16 protein-coding genes are annotated in these 19,856 nt (G+C 50.6%); 1 reads left to right on the top strand and 15 read right to left on the bottom strand.

Annotated elements, in window-relative coordinates; translation table 11 throughout:
* Nucleotides 1-100: 100 nt before the first annotated feature.
* The 13 genes from MHI43_RS18240 to MHI43_RS18300 form a co-directional block, all read right to left on the bottom strand.
* On the bottom strand, nt 101-1,456 hold the full coding sequence (locus MHI43_RS18240) for an extracellular solute-binding protein (protein WP_015735792.1): 1,356 nt from the start codon (nt 1,454-1,456) through the stop codon (nt 101-103).
* A 198-nt stretch (nt 1,457-1,654) separates the two neighbouring features.
* The gene (locus MHI43_RS18245) at nt 1,655-2,584 is read right to left on the bottom strand and encodes a dihydrodipicolinate synthase family protein (protein WP_036660801.1); all 930 of its coding nucleotides are present in this window, start codon (nt 2,582-2,584) and stop codon (nt 1,655-1,657) included.
* A gap of 40 nt (nt 2,585-2,624) precedes the next feature.
* Nucleotides 2,625-3,593, bottom strand: coding sequence for a phosphoglycerate dehydrogenase (locus MHI43_RS18250; protein ID WP_015735794.1), 969 nt, complete (start codon nt 3,591-3,593; stop codon nt 2,625-2,627).
* Nucleotides 3,593-4,420 (bottom strand): carbohydrate ABC transporter permease, encoded by an 828-nt coding sequence (locus tag MHI43_RS18255; RefSeq protein ID WP_015735795.1) that lies wholly within the window; start codon nt 4,418-4,420, stop codon nt 3,593-3,595. The genes MHI43_RS18250 and MHI43_RS18255 overlap by 1 nt, the downstream gene beginning before the upstream one ends.
* Nucleotides 4,421-4,432: 12 nt before the next feature.
* Complete coding sequence (locus MHI43_RS18260; protein WP_015735796.1) at nt 4,433-5,359, bottom strand: sugar ABC transporter permease; 927 nt, start codon at nt 5,357-5,359, stop codon at nt 4,433-4,435.
* Between the two features lie 106 nt (nt 5,360-5,465).
* Nucleotides 5,466-6,791: a sugar ABC transporter substrate-binding protein gene (locus MHI43_RS18265; protein WP_235201666.1), complete on the bottom strand. Its 1,326-nt coding sequence runs from the start codon at nt 6,789-6,791 to the stop codon at nt 5,466-5,468.
* A gap of 204 nt (nt 6,792-6,995) precedes the next feature.
* Nucleotides 6,996-8,756: a response regulator gene (locus MHI43_RS18270; RefSeq protein WP_036660803.1), complete on the bottom strand. Its 1,761-nt coding sequence runs from the start codon at nt 8,754-8,756 to the stop codon at nt 6,996-6,998.
* Nucleotides 8,734-10,470: a histidine kinase gene (locus MHI43_RS18275; protein ID WP_015735799.1), complete on the bottom strand. Its 1,737-nt coding sequence runs from the start codon at nt 10,468-10,470 to the stop codon at nt 8,734-8,736. The genes MHI43_RS18270 and MHI43_RS18275 overlap by 23 nt, the downstream gene beginning before the upstream one ends.
* A gap of 33 nt (nt 10,471-10,503) precedes the next feature.
* Nucleotides 10,504-11,811: a sugar ABC transporter substrate-binding protein gene (locus tag MHI43_RS18280; protein ID WP_036660804.1), complete on the bottom strand. Its 1,308-nt coding sequence runs from the start codon at nt 11,809-11,811 to the stop codon at nt 10,504-10,506.
* Between the two features lie 217 nt (nt 11,812-12,028).
* Entirely contained in the window at nt 12,029-12,970 is a 942-nt protein-coding gene (locus MHI43_RS18285; protein WP_036660805.1) for a copper amine oxidase N-terminal domain-containing protein, read from the bottom strand.
* Between the two features lie 150 nt (nt 12,971-13,120).
* Nucleotides 13,121-13,942, bottom strand: coding sequence for a GNAT family N-acetyltransferase (locus MHI43_RS18290; protein WP_036660806.1), 822 nt, complete (start codon nt 13,940-13,942; stop codon nt 13,121-13,123).
* A gap of 42 nt (nt 13,943-13,984) precedes the next feature.
* Nucleotides 13,985-15,475, bottom strand: coding sequence for an arylsulfatase (locus MHI43_RS18295; protein WP_036660807.1), 1,491 nt, complete (start codon nt 15,473-15,475; stop codon nt 13,985-13,987).
* Nucleotides 15,476-15,729: 254 nt separating this feature from the next.
* Entirely contained in the window at nt 15,730-16,569 is an 840-nt protein-coding gene (locus tag MHI43_RS18300; protein ID WP_036660808.1) for a hypothetical protein, read from the bottom strand.
* Between the two features lie 250 nt (nt 16,570-16,819).
* Between MHI43_RS18300 and MHI43_RS18305 the strand changes: the two genes are divergently transcribed.
* Entirely contained in the window at nt 16,820-18,166 is a 1,347-nt protein-coding gene (locus MHI43_RS18305) for an FAD-binding oxidoreductase (protein WP_015735805.1), read from the top strand.
* Nucleotides 18,167-18,197: 31 nt separating this feature from the next.
* Here the strand turns inward: MHI43_RS18305 and MHI43_RS18310 are convergent, their stop codons facing one another.
* A complete protein-coding gene (locus tag MHI43_RS18310; RefSeq protein WP_036660809.1) occupies nt 18,198-18,890 on the bottom strand; it encodes an aspartate/glutamate racemase family protein in 693 nt (230 codons plus the stop codon).
* Nucleotides 18,891-19,161: 271 nt separating this feature from the next.
* On the bottom strand, nt 19,162-19,815 hold the full coding sequence (locus MHI43_RS18315) for a SprT family zinc-dependent metalloprotease (RefSeq protein WP_036660810.1): 654 nt from the start codon (nt 19,813-19,815) through the stop codon (nt 19,162-19,164).
* Nucleotides 19,816-19,856: the final 41 nt, after the last annotated feature.

Consider the following 19,856-nt stretch of genomic DNA (forward strand, 5'->3'; position numbering starts at 1 on the left):
ACCTACCTGTCTGTCAACTGGTTCTTATCTGGTTATCCATAGAGAAAACGATAACTCAAAAAAAAGCCGCGACCTCATCGGTCGCAGCTTTCGTAGCCATTTAGGTCCCTGCCGTTTTCCTGCTCAGCACGGATATCAGTTCCCCTTCGTCTACAAGGTAGGAGAAGTATTGCTTCAGCCGTTCCCGGAACAACAGCATCTCGTCCAGGCTAAGTCCTACATCTCTGCAGGTCTTATACAGCGGGGCAATTTCTCGGTGCAGATTGAGGCGGGACGGCCGTCCTTCCATCTCCGGATCTACGTTCTCGGTGATGTAACGGTTCGCCGGAATGCTGAAAGTATGCCTGCGAATGTATTCCTGCACTTCGTCAGAGACTAGGAAATCGGCAAAGCTCTGGGCCAGCTCCCGCTCCTTGGAGCACGCGCTGACCCCGATTCCGGTGCCCAATAGCAGGGTTGTCCCATGATCAAAATGCGGCAGAGGCGCCACGTCATACTCAAAGGTCGCTCCCTTCAGCTGGTTGAGCAGATAATAGGTCGTCAGAATGACAGAGACCTTTTGCTCGCGGAACAGCTTCTCTGCTTCAAAAGCGCCTTGGGCCAAGGCCAGCGGGAACATGCCGTCCTCGTGAATCAGTCCGCGAAGCCAAGACAGCCCCTCGACCGCACGGCCCCACGAAGCATCAATCTCCGCCTTGCCCCTACGCTGCATGAGGAATATCGGCCAGCGGTTCAACGAGTACAGTTGCAGAGCCACGCTGTAGCGCCCGGGGCTCCTCAGCTCACGCAGCATTCGCTGGAGATCGTCCCAGCCCCAACTGCTGTCCGGCTCGAACTGGCGCTTTTCCCGCAGATGCTCTTTATTGTAGGCCAAGAGCACGGGAGAATGAATGAACGGCTGCGCCGCCAGCCGGCCTTCGGCATCCATGAACGGGCCGTGCAAAAAAGTATATGTAGACGCGCGCGGCTCCTGACGGTGAAACAGACCGGTACTGCCGTTCTCCTGAAAATGCATCATATCCTGGATGTTGACGGACAGCACATCCACAATGCCAAGCCTCATCAGATTGGCGATGCTTTCCGGATGTTCGTAGGGAAGGTCCACAATCTCCACGGCTACCTCCGGATGCCGCTCCTGAAATAAGGCGAGCACATATTCCATTTCGGCCTCCGCATATAGGGAAGGATACAAACCGAAACGAATCTTACGGGTTTGCCGGGAAGCTGCAACTACCTGGGTGCCTACACGGGGCACCTTCACGATCAATTCTTCCTGAACCAGCTGATCCAGCGCCTGCCGGACTGAATTTTTGCTCAGTCCATACAGCTCGATCAGGGTCATCTCCGATGGTAGATATTCGCCTTGAGCGTAAGTGCCGCGTTTAATTTGTTGGCGCAGGTCGGTGACCATGTGCTTCATTTTATTTTGATACGTATACCGGTCGGATTTAGCCATATGAGACCACCTTTATTTACCATAACTGGTTTGCTGCATCAATCCATTCTTATAGTATAATCACTCTTCAGCTCGTTTGGCAAAATGAAATCCTGTGAAAGCTGTATCCGGGCAGACAATCGTTGAAATAACAATACTACAAAAAAAAGCCGCCATGATAGGCGACTTTACACTTCAACGTATTTTTCCGATATCGTTTTAAGTAAAAATGGGATACTTCCGGGCATATTGTTTGGACACCCGGTATAATTGCTCGATCTCCAGCCGTTGGGTGGCACTGAACTCCTCATGATTTCTCGAACGGCAGCGATAGTTTGTCAGTATGCCCTCCAGCATGAGGTAATACTTGGCATTCACCGGGTAGAGCTGCTTCTCAAGAAATGACGACACACTGAGAAAATCAGACAGTTCCCCTGCCGCTTCCGGTTGGCTTTCCCAATTCCGGAACAGCCATGCATACAACTCGGGATGGAAGTTGGCCATCACGCCGCTGAAGCCGAAAGCGCCGAGCCGGTAGCTGTCCAGAAGCGTCGCCGTATTGGCGTTGAAGATTTTCAGGCCTCCGCCCTGGACCGCCTCGAGTTTATCCCCGATCAGCTGCAGGTCGCAGCTCACGTCCTTGATAAACCGGAAGCGTCCGGTATCGGAGCATTTCTTCAGCATCTCGGGCGTCAGAAGCCGCCGATACGGGGCTGGACACTCATATAATCCGAGTGGGACGTGTTCTGGTAAACGCCCGAGCAGCTTATCGAGATTCGCCAGCCACACATCATCGGATTCCTCAGCAGCGGCAAGCCGGTTCGTGATTAGGACAACGGCGTCGACGCCGGTTTCAGCCATGGCGTTCAGCTCCGTTACTTGATCCTCAAACGCATCCGATACATGACCCGATGCAATGACCGGTACCCGGCCGGCAGCCTTCGCTTTGACGAAGGCTGCTATCAATACGCGCTCCTCCAGAGTCAATGTATACATTTCGCTGGATTGACATACGGCAAAGAGTCCGTCTGCCCCCCGTTCGATATACCAATCGATAAGGCGCTCCAAGGCCTCGTAATCGACATTGTTCTGCTCCGTAAACGGCGTTAGCATAACCGGCCAGTTGCCGTCGGTGATGATCTGATACATATGCATCCCCTCCTGAATGGTTCGTATCATGGGTTGTACTTTATTCTTTTGCAGTCAGTATATTTTGCGGTTCCCTTCCTTCGAATATATCCAGCAATGCCTGAGCGGTAATCATGCTGACCCGCGTATACGTCTCGAAAGTCTCGGCTGCGGTGTGCGGCGTCGTTATCAGGTTCCCGATTTGCAGAATCGGATGGCCGGGGGTTACGGGCTCGGACTCGTAGACGTCGATGGCCGCCCCGGCGATGACTCCAGTCGACAGCGCCCGTGAAAGCGCCTGTTCATCCACGACGGCTCCTCTCGCGGTGTTAATGAAAATGGCGGATGGTTTCATCCTGGCAAAAGCCTTGTCATTCATAATATGGTGCGTCTCTTTCACGCTGGGTAAATGCATGCTGATGATATCGCTATGCGCCAGCACATGCTCGAAACTTGTCATTGTAACGTCGTATTCCGACGCTTTAGCTGTATCTGGATATTTATCATAAGCGATAATCTCGACATCAAAGCCCTTCAACTTCTTCGCGGTGAGCTGGGCGATATTCCCGAACCCTAGAAGGCCGATCGTTCCTCCAGCAAGCTCAGAACCGACAAAACGTTCCCAGCCGCCATTCTTCGTCGATCGATCCAGCGCGGGAATGTGCCGACGGACCGAGATCATCAATCCGATCGCCAGTTCGGCCACCGCGTTGGCATTACCTCGTGGTACATTGGTTACTTGTATCCCATACTTCCTGGCAGCCCCCAAATCGATATTGTCCACGCCAACGCCGAAACGGGCGATGCCTTGAAGCCGCGGCGCAAGCTTGAATACCGCCTCATTCCAAGTATCCACGCCGGCAATGACGCCGTCGACCGATCCCACCACTTCCTTCAGTTCCTCGAACGTCAGCGGACGTCCGAAACGATTCTCGATGATCTCGCATCCATGGCTTTCGAGCAGCTCCTTCGCATCCGCGCACAGTTTGGAGTAATTCGTAGCCGTTACTAACACTTTTTTCGCCTTCATTATTTAACTCCTCCTACCGTCATTCCGCTTACCATATATTTCGATGTAAACAGATACATCACGATGACCGGAATCGATGCAATAATGGAGCCACCCATCAGGGGTCCCCACGCGAAGACGTCGCCGACGATCATATCCGACAATCCCAGCGTGATTGTCTTGTCAGCGCCTTTTGTGACAACAACCAATGCATACAGATATTCGCTCCAGCATAACGTGAACGAAAAAATGAAGGTAGCAGCAATGCCCGGAGCCGATAACGGAAAAATGATCTTGGTCATCGTACGGATTCGCGAACATCCATCGATCATGGCCGCTTCCTCGATTTCGTCCGGGATGGATCTAAAATAGGAAATGAGCATCCACGTAGCATACGGAATCGTGATCGTCGGATAAATCAGCATGAGACCGTAGATGGAATTGTTGATGCCGATGGCCGTCACCAGCATGTACAGCGGGATAAACAGAACGGCTCTAGGCATCAGGTACGCATACAGAATGCTTTTGGAGATGAAGCTTCTTCCTCGAAACCTGAGCTTGGAGATCGCATATGCAGCCAACATGCTGACCGTGATCGAGAACAAGGATACGATCAATGAGACGAACAAGCTGTTTTTGATATTCGTCATAAAGCCCTTTTCGTTGATCAGCTTATCGTAGGCGGTTCCGAGAAATTCCTTCGGCCAAAACGTAGGCGTCATGGAATAGATCTCCCCGTTGGATTTGAAGGAGGTAATCACCATCCAATATAAAGGGAAGAGCGCGAATATTAGCAGCAGCGCGAGCGTCGAGTATACCGTAATTTGCTTGCCGAGCGAATTCTTCATTAAGATCACTCCTTACTTGTCGGACGCCAGCGAACGCTTGGTCACATAATGGATCAGCATGATCAGCGGCGGCAGCGTAATGAGGGAAATCGCAATGGCTTTGCCGAGACTCATGTTCAGAAAGCCGACGGTATAGCTAAGCGTGGATAACACCTGCGTGCCATTGTCTGGACCGCCGCGTGTCAGCAGCCAGATAATCTCGAAGTCGTTCAGCGTCCATATGGTGGTGATGACGGAAGACAGAATGGTCACTTCTTTTACCGAGGGGAGCGTCATGTAGAAAAAGCGCTTGATCGCTCCCGCTCCATCCAGCATAGCGGCTTCATACATCTCTTTGGACACCGTCTGCAGGCCGGCCAATATGGCAATGCCCATAAACGGAATGCCCCGCCACACGTTGACGAGAATGACGGAGAACATGGCCAGGTCCGGTGTGGCCAACCAGCCGACGGGACTGTCGATGAGCCCTGTTTTGAGGAGCATGGCATTCAGCACGCCGCCGACGTCGGAATAAATCCATTGCCAGGTAAATACGGAGACGATCGTGGGAATGGTCCACGGAAGAAACAGCATCACCCTGAAAAAGTTTCGAGCAACGATATTCTCGTTGAGCACGAGCGCCATAATCATCCCGAAGACCGCTTTCAAAATGACGGCCACCATCGTAAAGACAACCGTATTCCATACCGCCTTCCAAAACACGGAATCGGTAAATAGCTCCGTATAGTTTCGCAGGCCGATGAACGTTTCGGGAACGCCGACCACTTTATTCGTCAAGCTAAGATAGACTGCCCAGCAAAAAGGGAGCGCCATGACAGCCAGCAAATATATTAGCACCGGACTCATGAGAAGATAAGCCAGCCTGCTGCTTGTATCACTTCGTTCCCGCCTAGGCGCCCGGGTTTTCCCCGGTGTTGTTTGGACTTCCAAGCTTTTCATTGAGAGCACCTTCTTTCTGACGCCTCAGGCTCATCCGCAGCCACGGACCTTGTATCGATGCCTTGTAATCGGACTGCGGAGCCTGATGCGCGGTTAAGTCATAACCCTACTTCGCGTATACCGCCTCGATCTTGCTCTGTAATTCGTCCACTGCTTGTTGAGCCGTGAAGCCGGAATCCAAAAGCATCTTTTGGAAGACGTCGTTGACATATCGAAGGTTATAAATCTCTCCAGCCTTCGGGTTATACTTCGCAGGGTATCCAAGGAAAGCGAAATGTGCGATGGAGTCGACGAATCCTTTGTTCTTCTCCTCCTGCCATACGGATTCGTTTGCCAGGTCTGTGTAAATCGGACCGGTCAATGGAGCTCCATTCTGCACCCACTGGCCGTACCACGCTTTGTCCGTCATATATTCGATGAAGGATTTGGCAAGCTCCTTGTTCGCAGATGCCTTGAATATGCCTAGATTGTTGCTAATGCCAGGCACTACCGCTCCCTTCGGTCCTGCGGGCAGCATGGCGATCCCCGTATTCTCGTACAATTCGGGATTATCGTTCTTGATCGTCGCAGCCAAGCTGCCGACGTTGAAGATCATGGCCGACTGGCCGCTTAAATACGATTTGTTGTTGCCGCTGTCATCCCATCCGATGGAGCTCGGAGGCGTTACCTTATCTTCGATGAAAATGTCCCTGATCAACTGAACCGCCTGAAGAGTTTCCGGCGAATTCACCGCTACATTCTTGCCGTCCTCGGTATCTAGGGAACCTCCGTAGGACCAGATGATCGCCCGGGTCAGCCATTCGGCATCCGAATTGCCTTTCCCGTACCCGAGTCCTGCGCCGTATATCCCTTTCGAAGAATCCGTGAGTGCCTTCGCCATTTCGCGGAATTCCTCCCAGGTTCCAGGCGGCTCGCTGTAACCCGCTGCCTGAAGCATGTCCTTGCGATAGTATAATGCCGTGGACTCGGTCCAGAACGGCACTCCGTATAACTTGTCCTCGAACGTCACGGAGGTTTTCAGGCTGTCCTGTATTTCCCCGTTTGCGTGCTCCACGCTGCCCACAACGTCGGTAACCTCCTCAAGAACGTCCTTGGCATAGAATTGCCCAACTTCCTGGTAGCCGAAGAAGGAGACGTCAGGCGTAGTACCCGATTCGATGGCTGCCGACCATTTCGGATAAAAGTCCTCGTACGCAATAAACTCCACGTTGACATTCACGCCATGCTCTTCCCCGAACTGTTTTGCCCTCTCTTGGATCATCTGGTTTTGCTCTTCGAACATCTGCTTCTTCATCCAGAATGTCAGGGTTTCCTTGCCAGGCTCGGCATCCCCTGATCCGCTGCCTCCCGTCCCCCCTACGCTGCATCCTGCCATCAATATCATGACTAAAGCTGCCGTTACCCATCGTATGGAGTTTTTCTTCATCTTCATCATGTTCACCCCTCAGCATATAGTGGAATGTCCTTACACCATTCATTGTAAGGGCTTCATAAACAGGGTTAAATGATATAGGCTTAACATCCGCTCTCCTTACTTAACATGATGCCGCAATCGAAAGCAGCGGCCGAATGAGACAAAAAAAGCCCGCTTCCAGCCCAAATGCATGGCTGAAAACGGACGGTAATACAGGCTTTACTACGGCATTCCGGTTTCCAAACTGTTTCGGTATTCTTGCGGCGTCACGGAATAATACTTTTTGAACACCCGAATAAAATAATTCGGGTTGTGGTATCCCAGCTTCAGGGCAATCTCGAAGTTTTTCAAGGAGTGGTCGGCCAGCAGCTCGGCCGCCTGCTCCATTTTCAACCGGAGCACATAATCGCTCACGTTGAATCCGGTCTCCATTTTAAAGAGGCGGGACACGTGAACCGGATGCATATACATATGGTCCGCGATGGCTTGCAGAGAAATATCCTGAGACAGATGATCCCGAATGAACCGTTTCATCCGGGACACGGCAGCGCTCCTGTCGCTGCGCGTTGCCTGTTCGGCGCTTGACTCCAGTAGAGGCAGAACTTGGCCCACCCATTTGCCGAGCGTGGCCGCAGTCGTGCATTGCGAGAGTCCCGTTACATCCGCAAGGGACGCTCCGACGATATCGGCCAGACTGCGTCCGTTCTTGTGCGCATATGCGCTTAGCGAGGAATATATAAAGAAAAAGGCTTCGATTACATGCTCTTGCGAATTGCTGTGCGCGAGCGACAATTCTTTCAGGATCTGCTCAAGTTTCTCTTGGATTTGCTTCCAACTGCCGGATTCCAGCAGATGATGGAGCAGCGGAGGCTCATAACACTTTTGCAAGGAACGGACCGGATGCAGCTCCTCCTCATCTTCTGCGTAAACGAACATATCACTGTGGCTGCCGATATGGCGGCGCAAAGCGAAAAGACTGTCTTGATACAGCTTTCGGACATCTTCCGGGAAGGAACCTCGCTTTCCGATCAGGACGGAGATTGTTCCTTTCAGGTAACGGCTGACATTCATCTGCAGCTGTGCAGCGAAATGCTTGAGCTCATTCTCCTCTGTATGCTCATGAGGGTGCACCCTAGCCGCCGAATCATCGCTATAAGAAAAGCTGCTATCGAAGCCACTCGGGGATGTCGTCGAATCCTTCATTAGCGGTAACTTTTCTTGCGATATCAGGCTGCTTGTACTGCTAAGTTTATACTTACTGATATCTTCAAAAACAAAAAAGACGAGATATCCGTGTATGTCCCTGCATCGCCACAACCGAAACCGTTCCCCGAAGATCTCGTCCGCCATGTTACCGATCGCGTACTCCATGATGGAGGAGTCATAAGGACTCATTTCCGTCAGACGGTCCTCCATCCGTACGAGCATCAAGGCAGCTTGATTGCCGATGGCGGATTTCATTTCAAGCAGCTCCAGTTTTTCGGCCCAAACGTTCTTCGGTGATTTCATGCCTTGAAGCAGCTGATTCAGGAATTCGCCTCGAATTTGAGGCAGATTAGCTCGAAAAGCCTGAACCGCACGGTTGTAGGTTTCGCTGGACTCACGCTCCTGCCGCAGCGATTCCACAGCTCCGCCTACTTTCTCAAGTACGACTTCGTCGCTGACGGGTTTTAGCAGGTACTCATAAGTGCCAAGCGTAATGGCTTCCTTCGCGTAAGCAAAATCGGCATACCCGGACAGCAGGATCGTTTTGATATGCTTCCATTTTGATTTCGTGATCTCGACAAGCTCGAGGCCGTTCATCCGTGGCATCGTGATGTCGGAAATCATGATGTCGACCGGCTGCGTCTGCAGTATTTCCAGCGCTTCGAAAGCGGAGTATGCCTTGCGCACCTCATCGATTCCGATTTTCTGCCAAGGTATCGTATGCGCAAGCCCCTCTACCACGCTTGCTTCATCATCAACGATCAGCAATGTATACAACGTTATCCCTCCCTTCCCTACTCGGCATTTCCCAGCATATTTCCACGCGAAGTCCTCCTGACGGCGATTCTGAAAAGGCCAAGCCCGCATGTTTGCCGTACCGGGTGACCAGTCTCTGATGAATGTTCCATAGGCCGAATCCCCCGCTTTCGTTCAAAGGCTCTTCGACCTGTCGCTTCAGCTTGTCGATGATGCCTACGTCCATGCCCTGGCCGTTGTTGTCAATTCTGATCCGGCATCGACTCCCTTCGATTTCTCCGGAAATATGAATCATCGCAAAATCCAACTGATCCTCAACCCCATGGATGACGGCATTTTCCACGATAGGCTGAAGCAGAAGACGCGGAATCTCGAGCTGCATCATGCTGTCAGGAACCTCGATCTCGAAGGTTAGTCGCTGAAGCCGCAGCATCTGAATCGTTAAATAATTGTCAACCAGCTTCACTTCCTCTTCAAGGGGCGCGGTCGGTTTTTCCAGTCGCGTCGTGTACCGGTAATACTCCCCCAAGTTCAGGGCCATGGCCACGACAGCTTCCTTATCGCCAAGATTGGCCATGTTTTTGATGTAGAACAGGCAGTTATACAGGAAGTGAGGGTTAATTTGCGATTGGAGCTGCTTAAGCGTCGCTTCCTTGGATCGCAAAGACTCTTTGTACACCCGTTCGATGAGCTCCTCGATTTGCTCTGCCATGTTGTTGAAGGAGTGAAACAGATACATGAATTCGTTCTTCGGCACATCCTTCAGACGCGTCATGTATTGACCGTCCCTGATCCTTCTCACCGCATGAAGCAGGCGGGAAATCGGACGCTGGACATTGCGGTACAACAACAAGGTCAGCAGTAAGACAAGAACAAGCAGGAGCGATACGGAAATATAAAAGAGGACGCTGCTTAAGGTGATTGGGGAATATACGCTGTCCAGCCGGACGAAATCCACCAGATACCAGCCCAAACTGCTGGACAAGACGTAATTCATTACATATTTGCCCTGCCCCGATTGCACGATTCGGCTGCCCTCTTCCCCAAGCTGCAATTCGTTCAGGGTGCCGGCGGCCATTCGTATCGTTTCTTCGACCGATGTGCTGTTGGCAATAACGGTTCCGTCAGGTGCATACAGGAATGGCTCGCTGTCCCCGTCCTGTTTCAACCGATTCAGCATATTGACCAGATTCTGGTCGGTGAAACGGACCTCCACGATCAGATCCTGCGAAGAAGCGGACGTTCTCATCCAGCTAAAAAAAGCTTGTCCTCGCGAATCCCGATGATAAGTCCAGTTCTGCTTATGGGCATGAGCCAAGTATTCGGCATCATACCTTGCCGACAAGTCGGTGGTCAGCAATTCACGATACTGCGTCAGGTACATTAGGATTTGGCTGTCCCAGCTGCTAGTTGCAATCTGCATATTCAACATATCCGTGATCCGCTGCTGGCTGTCGATTCGTTCCATGGGAGTGCTACCTGAGCGCTCCGCCAGATAACTCTTAATCCCGTCATCATTGCTCGCGATCACCGAATATTTCGTTAGCTGATCGATCATGGTGTCCATCTGACTCATGAAAAACGTCAGTCGGTTCCGCTGGCCCTCCTCCACAGCCGAACGGACGACGTTGATGCTGACCTGATGGGAGTAGGCATACAGCAAAATAATCGGAATAACCAGGACCGCCAGCAATGTTGTAAGCTTGGCAAACGTACTTGTTCTTAACCGCTTCATCAAAAACATACCCCCGTGTCAGAGCGATTCGCTCTACTTCTCGCTGTCGATCAGTTCTTGCAATTGAACGTTTGCCGACTCGGCAGCAATTCCGACATCTTCGCCGATAATTCCTTTCACCACGATACCGCCGATAATGTCCCGTGCTTCCTTCACGTGAATGACTTTTGGACGGTCGTAGCTCATTCCGATCGGAATGGATTCATTGATCACCGGAATCAGCTCATCCGGAAAGCCGGAGATTCCTTCCTTGTCATGCCACAGCGAACTCCGCGCTCCCGGATTACCGATCTTCTGGGCTTGCAGCACCATGTCCCTGCCCGAAGCCCACTCGATGAATGCCCAGGCAGCATCCTTGCGGGCAGAATTCGCATTGATGCCAATGGCCCATGCAGTGGTGCTATACGGCTTGCGACCGGCATCACCTGCCGGAAAGAGCGCATAACCGATCTTCTCCTTAGCTAATCCCGATTGCGCTAGCAGGGAGTAGATCGCGCTGGCATCGGTGAAAAATACCGCCTTTCCTTGCGCAAAGAGATCTGCGGATTGCGGCCAGCTGTAACTAAGCGCATCGGGCGGTCCATAGTTTCCGAGCAGCCTTACGTACCGCTGAATCCCCTTGAGCGTTTCCTTTGTGTTCAATGCCGCTTTATCTGCGCTTAGAAAATTCCCGCCCTCGGAGTAAACGAATGACGATAGCTGGGTTACGAGAGCGCTTCGCTGCCCTCTAGCGACAAATCCGTACATGCCATGCTCGGGATCATGCACCTGTTTAACCGCTGCTTCCAGCTCATCCAAGGTCTGCGGGACTTCGATCCCTTTTTTCTCTAGCAGGTCCTTGCGATAGTATAGAATCTGCTGCTCCGTCGATAGCGGGACGGCAAGCAGTTTCCCGTTCACCGTTACCGATTCCAGCGCCGTTGAAGAGAAATCGGCGAAGTCGTAACGCGGGTCCGATACGGCATACGATTCCAAGGGCGTTAACCAGCCGTTATTCTCATACAGACTTAGCTCTTCCAACGGCCGGATCATGAACACATCGGGACTTTCGTTACCTACCGTCATCTGTACGAACATCTTTTGGCTGAGCTGCTCATTGGTCAACGCTTGAAAATCCACCTTGATACCCGTCTGCTTCTCAAATTCGGGGAGATGGGCGCGAAGGATGTCCGCAACCGGATTTTTAGCCATATATGCGGTAATCCGCACATTGTCAAACGGGCGTTCCGGTTGGTGCGACATTCTGCTGTCGGCCCCGTTCCTCGCCGCCATGCATCCGGCTGCCGACACCATGATGACGACAATCCATAACACCATGCAGAAACGTCCTGCAAACTTCATAACTTCCCCTCCTGTCAGTCGGTCATAAATCGATATTAAAGCGTTTACAATGGAGAAGACACTGAAAAAATTTAACATATGGTATACATATTTAGCCTTTCATGCATGGCCCTAATTCTCATTCAGTATTACGACAGACGAAATGGCCCTCTTTATCAAAGACTATTAATAGAAAAAAGCCGCTGATCTCATTCCGATTAGCGGCTTAGAAATTCACCTATTCTGCTTTCTCTTCATAGACAACGACGGTCTGACTTTCCGATTCCCACTTGACGGTAGCATTCAAGGCCTCGCTTATAAAGCGTACGGGCACATACGTATTGCCCTTTGTAACGGTAGCTGGGGCATCCAGCGAAATTTTCTTGCCATTGACGGACGCTGTTTTACTGCCAACCAGGAGTTGGATGCTCACCCCGTCCTTCGAGACGGTGATGGAACGCTTTTTAGGATTCCATATAACCTCAGCCTCCAAAGCCTCGGCTATGGCGCGAAAAGGAACATATGTATTGCCTTTTTTGACAAACGGTTCGGTGTCCGAAGCTTCGCCGTTCACATACAGCTTAACCCCATTCTTTTTACCCGCCTTTTCACTGAGCTTTCCCATGGTTTTGTAAAGATCCAGGTTTTTAAAATTTGCTTTGATGGCTTCTTCTTGCAAATACACGGCTTCAGTCACGCTGCCGTTTGTTTCGAGCATGTCCGCTGCCGCTTCTAACGCCTTGTCCTTTTCAATAATGGCCTCAAGTTGTTTTTGTTGCTCGTCCGTTAACTCGGCCGCATATTCGGTAAGCAAAATATTGGCTAGAACGGCGCCTGCCGGTTTATCCTCAACGTTTTGAATGGCATTTAGCAAACCTTTGTATCCTTTGTGTCCTTTGTTCTTGGAATCGACTTTATCGGTGGAAGGGTCGTTTGTTTTCTCTGTTTCCGGCGTTGTGGATTCCTGAACTTGGTCCTCTTCTTTGCTGGACTTATCAGAGGAATCGACTTCCTCGGTTTGCTGCTTGTCATTACGAGTTTCTTTTTCTTTTGGTCCCTTTGGCGATGCCGCGTTACTTGTCTTGCCGGGGGGCGTGTTGCTTGGTTTGGCTGAGATCGTGCCTGCGGCGGTCGCAAACATCAGGGCCGCGCTGGTTAGCAGGATGACAGTTTTTTTCATGATAATTCCTCCTGAATGATCAGATATGCATGCTCCATTCTTTATCGGCAGAGAAAATAGACTTCAACAGATCATCGAAAAATTTGAATGATGCCGTGAAAATCAAAAAGCCGCCATGATGGCGACTTTTCTTGCACATCTATTTTGTTATCATCTGCATTCATATTGATAATAATCTTGTGCATGCACGGCTTGAAATCCAACCGACTCGTATAACCTCAGCGCATGGTCGTTTTTCGTTTCGACTTCCAAGTGCACCGAGTATCCGGCTGAGCTCTGTTCCTTCACGATTCGTCGCAACGCTTTTCTGCCTATTCCCCGGCCTTGATACTCCGGCAATATGGAGAAACCATAGATCCACGCCTGCCCCTCTTCGCGGCTGACTCGAAACTTCCCGACCGTTTCTTCGTTTACGTCAATCATGAACATACCCGTATTATCAGCAAAATGATGGCTCTCCATCGCTCTGGCATCTTCTTCGTCCAATCCGAATGCTTCCACGGATAAGCGCACGCTTGTTTCATAATCTTCCAATGTTGCCTGCCTCAGCAGAATACCGTCCGAATCCTCAAGCGGCATTTCCTGCCACGTCATTTGATGCTCCGAGAAAGCATGCTCCGCACCTAGTTGATGCAAAAATGCCTTTGCCGCATCGGATCCCGCTGGCGCGTTCAACAAGATTTTCTTGTATCCGGCGAGTTTTACCTGTTCCATTCCGAGATGAAACAATCGCTGGAAATGCCCCTTTCGTCGTTCGGCAGGCTTTACCATGCCGCATACTTCGACGGTCGAGCCAAAAGGATATAGCCCTAGAAACGCTACAAGTTCGTTTTCCTCGTAATGAAAAAAATCCAGATTCTCCGTGTTGCGTTCTCTGAGCATTTCCCAATTCAGCTTTAATTGGACATGGTCATGAAGCTCGCACTCGCTTTGCAATTGTTCAATGTCTTTTAGCTGTTGTGTCGTTAGCATGTTATCTCCTAATCGGTTCTGAATGTAATTTACGGTCTCGTGCTATTTCAAAATATGGGATAATACGGCTACCGGCTTCCGGCCGGTGATCAGCTGTTGGCCATCCGTATAACCCTCTTCGCGTCCCTCAAGCTCTTGGATGAGGACCGAACGCCAATAACGGATTCGTTCCTGCCGATTTTCGTCCCCGATCGCGTTGTGCAGCTCATTGGGATCATCAACCAGATCGAAGAACTGCTCCTTGCCTGTTTGGGAGAACCAGATGTATTTCTCCTTCCCGTCGGTAACCCAATGATTGGACTGAAGCCCTTGAGCGTGCTCTCCATGAAGATGGGGACGCCAAGCCGGCTTGCTTCCCCCGTCCCTTCCTGCTGACGCTAGTCTCCAGATGCTCTCGCCTTCGACCGTTTCCGGTATAGGCACGCCGGCCGCTTCCAGCAGCGAGGGCATGATATCCCGCATTTCCACGACATGATCTGAAACCATACCGCTCTGCAGGCCTAAACGGTTGCCGGGATCGCTGACGATAAACGGCACGCGGGTGCTGCCTTCGTACGGAAGAGACTTTCGGAATAAATGATGGTCCCCCAGCAGCTCGCCATGATCGGAAGTAAACAGGATCACCGTGTTGCCTAGCTCCCCATATTCGTTCAATGATTGCAAAAAACGTCCGATTTGGTGATCGATATGCGTGATCAGGGCGTAATAGGCAGCCATCGCTTTACGCAGGCGGCGTTTCGGGACCAGTCCCCTCCCCGTTATAGGGGAGTACCCGGACAGATCCGGATCCTCCGTCTCCGCCCAATCGCCAACCGGAGGCTCCGGAATTTCGGCATCCTCATACAGATCCAAGTAGGCCTGCGGAGGGTCGAACGGAGGATGCGGCCTGACGAATGACATCCACAGGAAGAACGGCTTCCCGGGATCCCGTCGCCGCAAAAAATCAATCGACTGCGTTACCACCCAGTTCGTTGGATGCTGCATTTCCGCCAAATGCCAAGGACGAGCGACGGTTGATGAATTGCAGTCCAGACCAAGATCGGTCATATCGGCGCCCGGCACCCTTTCTCGCAGCCACTGCAAGTAATCGTCAACTTGATCGTAATGCTCCAACATCGGAATGCCGTGGTTATTGCGGTTGTGATGCAAGTAACCATCGTGAAGCATTACGTTGTGGAACCCCAGCAGATTGCGTGCAGGGTAAACATGCATTTTACCGATACACTGCGTGTGATAACCGGCTTTGGCCAATTCCCCCGGCAGCGTCTCCTTGTAATTCCACGGGACGCAGTCTTGATAGCCGACGCGGCCGTGAGCGCGTTGGGATTGGCCGGTGAAGATCGCCGCTCTTGCAGGTACGCAGGTGGGTGTGGCAGAATACGCACGGCTAAACCTTACACCGCTCCTTGCGAGCTCGTCCAGATTGGGCGTTTCCACCACAGGGTGACCTGCTATGCTAAGGCAATCAAAGCGCATCTGATCGACCGTAATGAGCAGCACATTCGGCCTTCCCTGGCGTTGAGTCGAATTCATCATATTCCCTCCTCGGCATGATACTGATATCTATTTGATCATACCTTGTTGCCGAGGGTTGTCAATTGCTTCCTTTAGAAGCTGCGATTCTCCCATACATACGACGGAATCTCCCGATCCCCGTTTCCTAATCTGTTTAATACGGCAATCTGCAGCTATTTGTTTCGCAAAAACATTAAAAGACCTGATTGCAGACGGATGTGCATCCTATCTGGCAATCAGGCCTAACCATTGCCTCACTCTGCGATTATTCGTTACTGTCCGTCTACATTTCTTCCGAACGCCTCAAGCTGCGTTAATGCCGGAAAAAGCGCCTCATCGCCTTTGATCAATCGTTTGAGCACCAACCATTCCACTTTGCGGGGCTGGATCTCAAAATACTGGATGCTTCGGCTTTTCACGGGATACAGCTGCTCCGTTGAACCGTCGGAGAATGCAATCGTGACTTCCTTCCACCAGCTGTCATGAGGAAAATCCCCCCGTAAAACAAGACCGATCCGGTCAAGCTCAACCATTCGCCCGAAATCCAGCGTCAGCTCCGCATCCGCCTGCTGGTTAATTCCCCAGGATTGATACGGATACGAGCCATGATTGCAGTTGGCATAAATGCCGTCGATCGCATTGCGCGCAAAGAAGGTAGGATCATTTCTGGTTTCTACGTTTGCGTGAGCATGCGGATAAGCGTTGGAATCATGCTTCTGGTCATGGGTATTCCATGCCAAATTCCGATATTGGGTAATTTCGCTCTCCGTCGCATAGCGTACCGAAACATAATGTTTTGTCCCCGTAAATGCCTTCTCTGGATAGGCTTGCTTGTACGACAATGGAACTTCGTATTCCCAGCTGGTGCCCTTGACATATACCAGGGACGGAAAGAGTGCCTCATCCAACTGGACCACCAAATACCGATTCGGGTGCTCCGTCGTAATTCTAAATTTGTCGCCGGCGGCGTACTCCAGCTGTTGACAAGCCAGGTAAGTGAAATCCTCGCCTTCCCGCTCCATCACGCGGTCATGGGAGGATTGCGAATGACGGTCACCCTCCACCCTCACGTTCTGTTCATGATTCAGCAACTCAATTTTGATGCTTGGCATATCCTTCTCTCCTTGTTCAAGACATATAATGAACTCAAATGGATTTATATGAACCCATATGAACATTATACATCGAACGAAACGAACAATGCAGCTTTTTCTAATTGTCATGGCCAGTAAATTCGGATGTTTTCATTCAATGAGTTATTAGCCTATACCATGGGCTGTTGCTCACCATATGATGTATGGTGCCGTACCGCATTCCATGATTATCGTTAGCATAAATTCAACGGATTAGGAGCTGTTGTTGGTGAAATCACAAACGAAACTGACCGGAAGGGTTATTTTCCGAGGAGATCCAGGTTACGATTCGGCTCGTAAGAATTGGGATCCCCATACGAACAAATTTCCCAAAGTGTTTGTTTTCGCTCGAAAGACCAAAGATGTGGCAAACGCTATCAAATGGGCTCGTGAGAATCGTGTCCCCATTCGTCCAAGAAGCGGAAGACATGCGTTGGAAACCAATCTTTCACAGGTAAACGGAGGCATTGTCATCGATGTCAGTGAGATGAACAAAATTAAGCTGAATAAAAAAAATGGCACCGTGATTGTCGAGACCGGCAACAGAGTGGGGAGAATTGCAAACACGCTTGCAAGGCAAGGATTCATAGCCCCCTTTGGCGACAGCCCTACGGTCGGGATCGGAGGAATTACGCTCGGTGGGGGCATAGGACCGCTGCAGCGTACCATTGGCCTCATCAGCGATAACCTGATCAGTCTGGAAATGGTGGATGCCAAAGGTAACGTGATCAAGGCTAATAAAAAACAAAACGCCGACCTTCTGTGGGCATCCCGCGGCGGTGGCGGCGGCAACTTCGGCATTTACACCAAATATAAATTCAACGTACGCCGTGCTCCGGAAAGCGCAACCGTGTATCGTATCACCTGGCCTTGGAATCAATTTGAAAAGGTATTAAAGGCTTGGCAGCTATGGGCTCCTTCCGTCGATACCAGACTCGGCAGCGAATTAAGCATTGGTCCGAAAAAAGGCGGCAATGTTTCCATGGAAGGGCTGTTCCTCGGGCCGAAAACAGAGGCAATCCGCCTCTTAAGCCCGCTCACGAGCGTCGGCACACCGACAATGAAAACCATCCGGCAGTTGCCTTACACCGAAGCTGTCAACTTCTTACTGCCTCCTGATCCAGTGCTTACTCAAAAATTCAGCAACCAATTCTCCAGCGGTTTCGGCAGGCGGCCGTTCCCTGATAAAGCAATTAAGTACATGCGCGAATTTTTAGAGAAAGCGGAGGCAAATTCTACCGCGGGATTCTTCTTCCTCAATTGGGGCGGAGCCGTAAGCCGTATATCTCCTAAAGCAACCGCCTTCTTCTGGCGTAAAGCAAAATTTTATGTAGAATGGAATACTTCTTGGATCCAGCCTTCCGATGCCGCTAAAAACATCGCCTTAACTCGCAATACGCGCCGGAAACTGCAGCCTTATATCGTGGGTTCCTACATCAACGTACCAGACCAAGGGATTAAAAATTCCGGGCCGGTGTATTATGGCACGAACTATCCAAGATTGCGGAAAGTGAAGGCGAAATACGACCCGGAAAACGTATTTAACAATCCTCAAAGCATTCCCCCTGCCCGATAAGCACAGATCCTACAACAATAAACATCCATGATTATTTTTCAAGTGCAAACAGGGCTGCTGTTGTTCCATGAATCTGAGTCGTATCAAAAACAGGGATATTCGTATCTTCCTGTTTAATAAGAAGACTAATCTCTGTACAGCCGAGTATGACTCCCTGGGCACCTTGCTTCTGTAATTGGTTGATCACACGCAAATATTCGTTCTTGGATTGTTGAGAAATAATACCCAAGCACAATTCGTCGTAAATGATATGGTTGATAAGTTGTATGTCATCTTCATCAGGAATCAGCACATGTATGCCGGCTGCAATCAATCTTTCCTTGTAGAAATCCTCAGTCAGCGTGTATTTGGTTCCAAGCAAAGCTACGTTATCTATACCGCTTTCTATCAGCTTCTTCGAAGTGGCATCTGCAATATGAATAATGGGAATCTGGATTCTTTGCTGAATGATCGGAGCAACCTTATGCATCGTATTGGTGCAGATAACGATAAAATCCGCACCTCCCCTTTCAAGGTTTACGGCAACATCTCCTAAAATTTCTGCGCTCTTGCTCCAGTTCCCAACGGCCTGGCATTCTTCGATTTCTTTGAAGTCCACGCTGTATAATAAAATTTTCGCGGAATGCAGCCCTCCCCGTTGCTCCTTTACGACCTCATTTATAATCTGATAGTACATCACGGTGCTCTCCCAGCTCATGCCTCCGATGAGTCCAATTGTTTTCATCATTGCCTCCGTAAGATTCAATTTTTCCGTGTCATTACTCTAATGTAAACAGATGTTATGATCAACGCAAGCAGCAGCCGGCATAACTGGTCGACAAGATGGCCGTCGTGCCGAATGTCAGGAATCCGTTAATCATGGTGAGCAGCTGCCCTGGCGCCCACGCTCCCAGTGGATCATGGAATCAGATCAGCCGATCAGCATCCATTCAAAAAAAGGACACTGCCCAAATCAGGCAGTGTCTTAACTCTCTCTATGACTCATAATCAATGCATTACAAAGTCATGGCATGTCCATATTTCGCGAGGAAGGCTTCCTTAGCTTTGTAGTCCTTCATCACGCTGCCGACGCATCGCCAGAAGGATCGGTCATGATTCATATGCAAGAGATGACAGAGTTCATGAATGACCACATAATCAATGACCTCGATGGGCGCCATCGCGAGGCGATAGTTGAAAGTGAGATGCTTCGCCGAGCTGCAGCTGCCCCATTTCGTTTTGGACTCCTCGATGATGAAGGATCTCGGCGTGACTTTCAGCTGCTTCTGATAAATTCGGATTCGTTCCGCGATCACCTTCTTGCAGCTTGCGAAGTAAAATTTCTTCAGATCCCGTTGAAGCTCCTCTTCCGTTCGCCCGTCCGTTTCGATTAACTCATGCAGCGAATAATACTGCCCAAGGTGAAGGAATTTGCCTTCATCTTCGTATGCCTTGACCTTCGGAGCCGTTCGGGCTGCCTCGATCGCATGCAATTGCTTCACGATTTTGCTCCCATGCCGCCTTACGGCGTTGATCACCGTCTCATCGCTTGTACGATTCGGTGCCTTCACCGTGATCAGACCCGATGGGTGGACATGGATCGAAAGCTTTTTGCGTGGACCATATTCTACATGACATTCGATTTGTAGTTCTCCTACTTGGATTTTCATCTATCACCAACATCGTTTCCGTAAGTTTTTTATTATCAGAT

This window comes from Paenibacillus sp. FSL H8-0457, assembly GCF_038051935.1.
Classification (GTDB): Bacteria; Bacillota; Bacilli; order Paenibacillales; family Paenibacillaceae; genus Paenibacillus_AQ; species Paenibacillus_AQ lautus_A.

What these genes read in the sequence shown, in the direction of transcription:
- MHI43_RS18240 (WP_015735792.1), bottom strand. Translation starts at nt 1,456, where the DNA reads ATGGCTAAATCCGACCGGTATACGTATCAAAATAAAATGAAGCACATG.
- MHI43_RS18245 (WP_036660801.1), bottom strand. Translation starts at nt 2,584, where the DNA reads ATGTATCAGATCATCACCGACGGCAACTGGCCGGTTATGCTAACGCCG.
- MHI43_RS18250 (WP_015735794.1), bottom strand. Translation starts at nt 3,593, where the DNA reads ATGAAGGCGAAAAAAGTGTTAGTAACGGCTACGAATTACTCCAAACTG.
- MHI43_RS18255 (WP_015735795.1), bottom strand. Translation starts at nt 4,420, where the DNA reads ATGAAGAATTCGCTCGGCAAGCAAATTACGGTATACTCGACGCTCGCG.
- MHI43_RS18260 (WP_015735796.1), bottom strand. Translation starts at nt 5,359, where the DNA reads ATGAAAAGCTTGGAAGTCCAAACAACACCGGGGAAAACCCGGGCGCCT.
- MHI43_RS18265 (WP_235201666.1), bottom strand. Translation starts at nt 6,791, where the DNA reads ATGAAGATGAAGAAAAACTCCATACGATGGGTAACGGCAGCTTTAGTC.
- MHI43_RS18275 (WP_015735799.1), bottom strand. Translation starts at nt 10,470, where the DNA reads ATGAAGCGGTTAAGAACAAGTACGTTTGCCAAGCTTACAACATTGCTG.
- MHI43_RS18280 (WP_036660804.1), bottom strand. Translation starts at nt 11,811, where the DNA reads ATGAAGTTTGCAGGACGTTTCTGCATGGTGTTATGGATTGTCGTCATC.
- MHI43_RS18285 (WP_036660805.1), bottom strand. Translation starts at nt 12,970, where the DNA reads ATGAAAAAAACTGTCATCCTGCTAACCAGCGCGGCCCTGATGTTTGCG.
- MHI43_RS18290 (WP_036660806.1), bottom strand. Translation starts at nt 13,942, where the DNA reads ATGCTAACGACACAACAGCTAAAAGACATTGAACAATTGCAAAGCGAG.
- MHI43_RS18295 (WP_036660807.1), bottom strand. Translation starts at nt 15,475, where the DNA reads ATGAATTCGACTCAACGCCAGGGAAGGCCGAATGTGCTGCTCATTACG.
- MHI43_RS18300 (WP_036660808.1), bottom strand. Translation starts at nt 16,569, where the DNA reads ATGCCAAGCATCAAAATTGAGTTGCTGAATCATGAACAGAACGTGAGG.
- MHI43_RS18310 (WP_036660809.1), bottom strand. Translation starts at nt 18,890, where the DNA reads ATGAAAACAATTGGACTCATCGGAGGCATGAGCTGGGAGAGCACCGTG.
- MHI43_RS18315 (WP_036660810.1), bottom strand. Translation starts at nt 19,815, where the DNA reads ATGAAAATCCAAGTAGGAGAACTACAAATCGAATGTCATGTAGAATAT.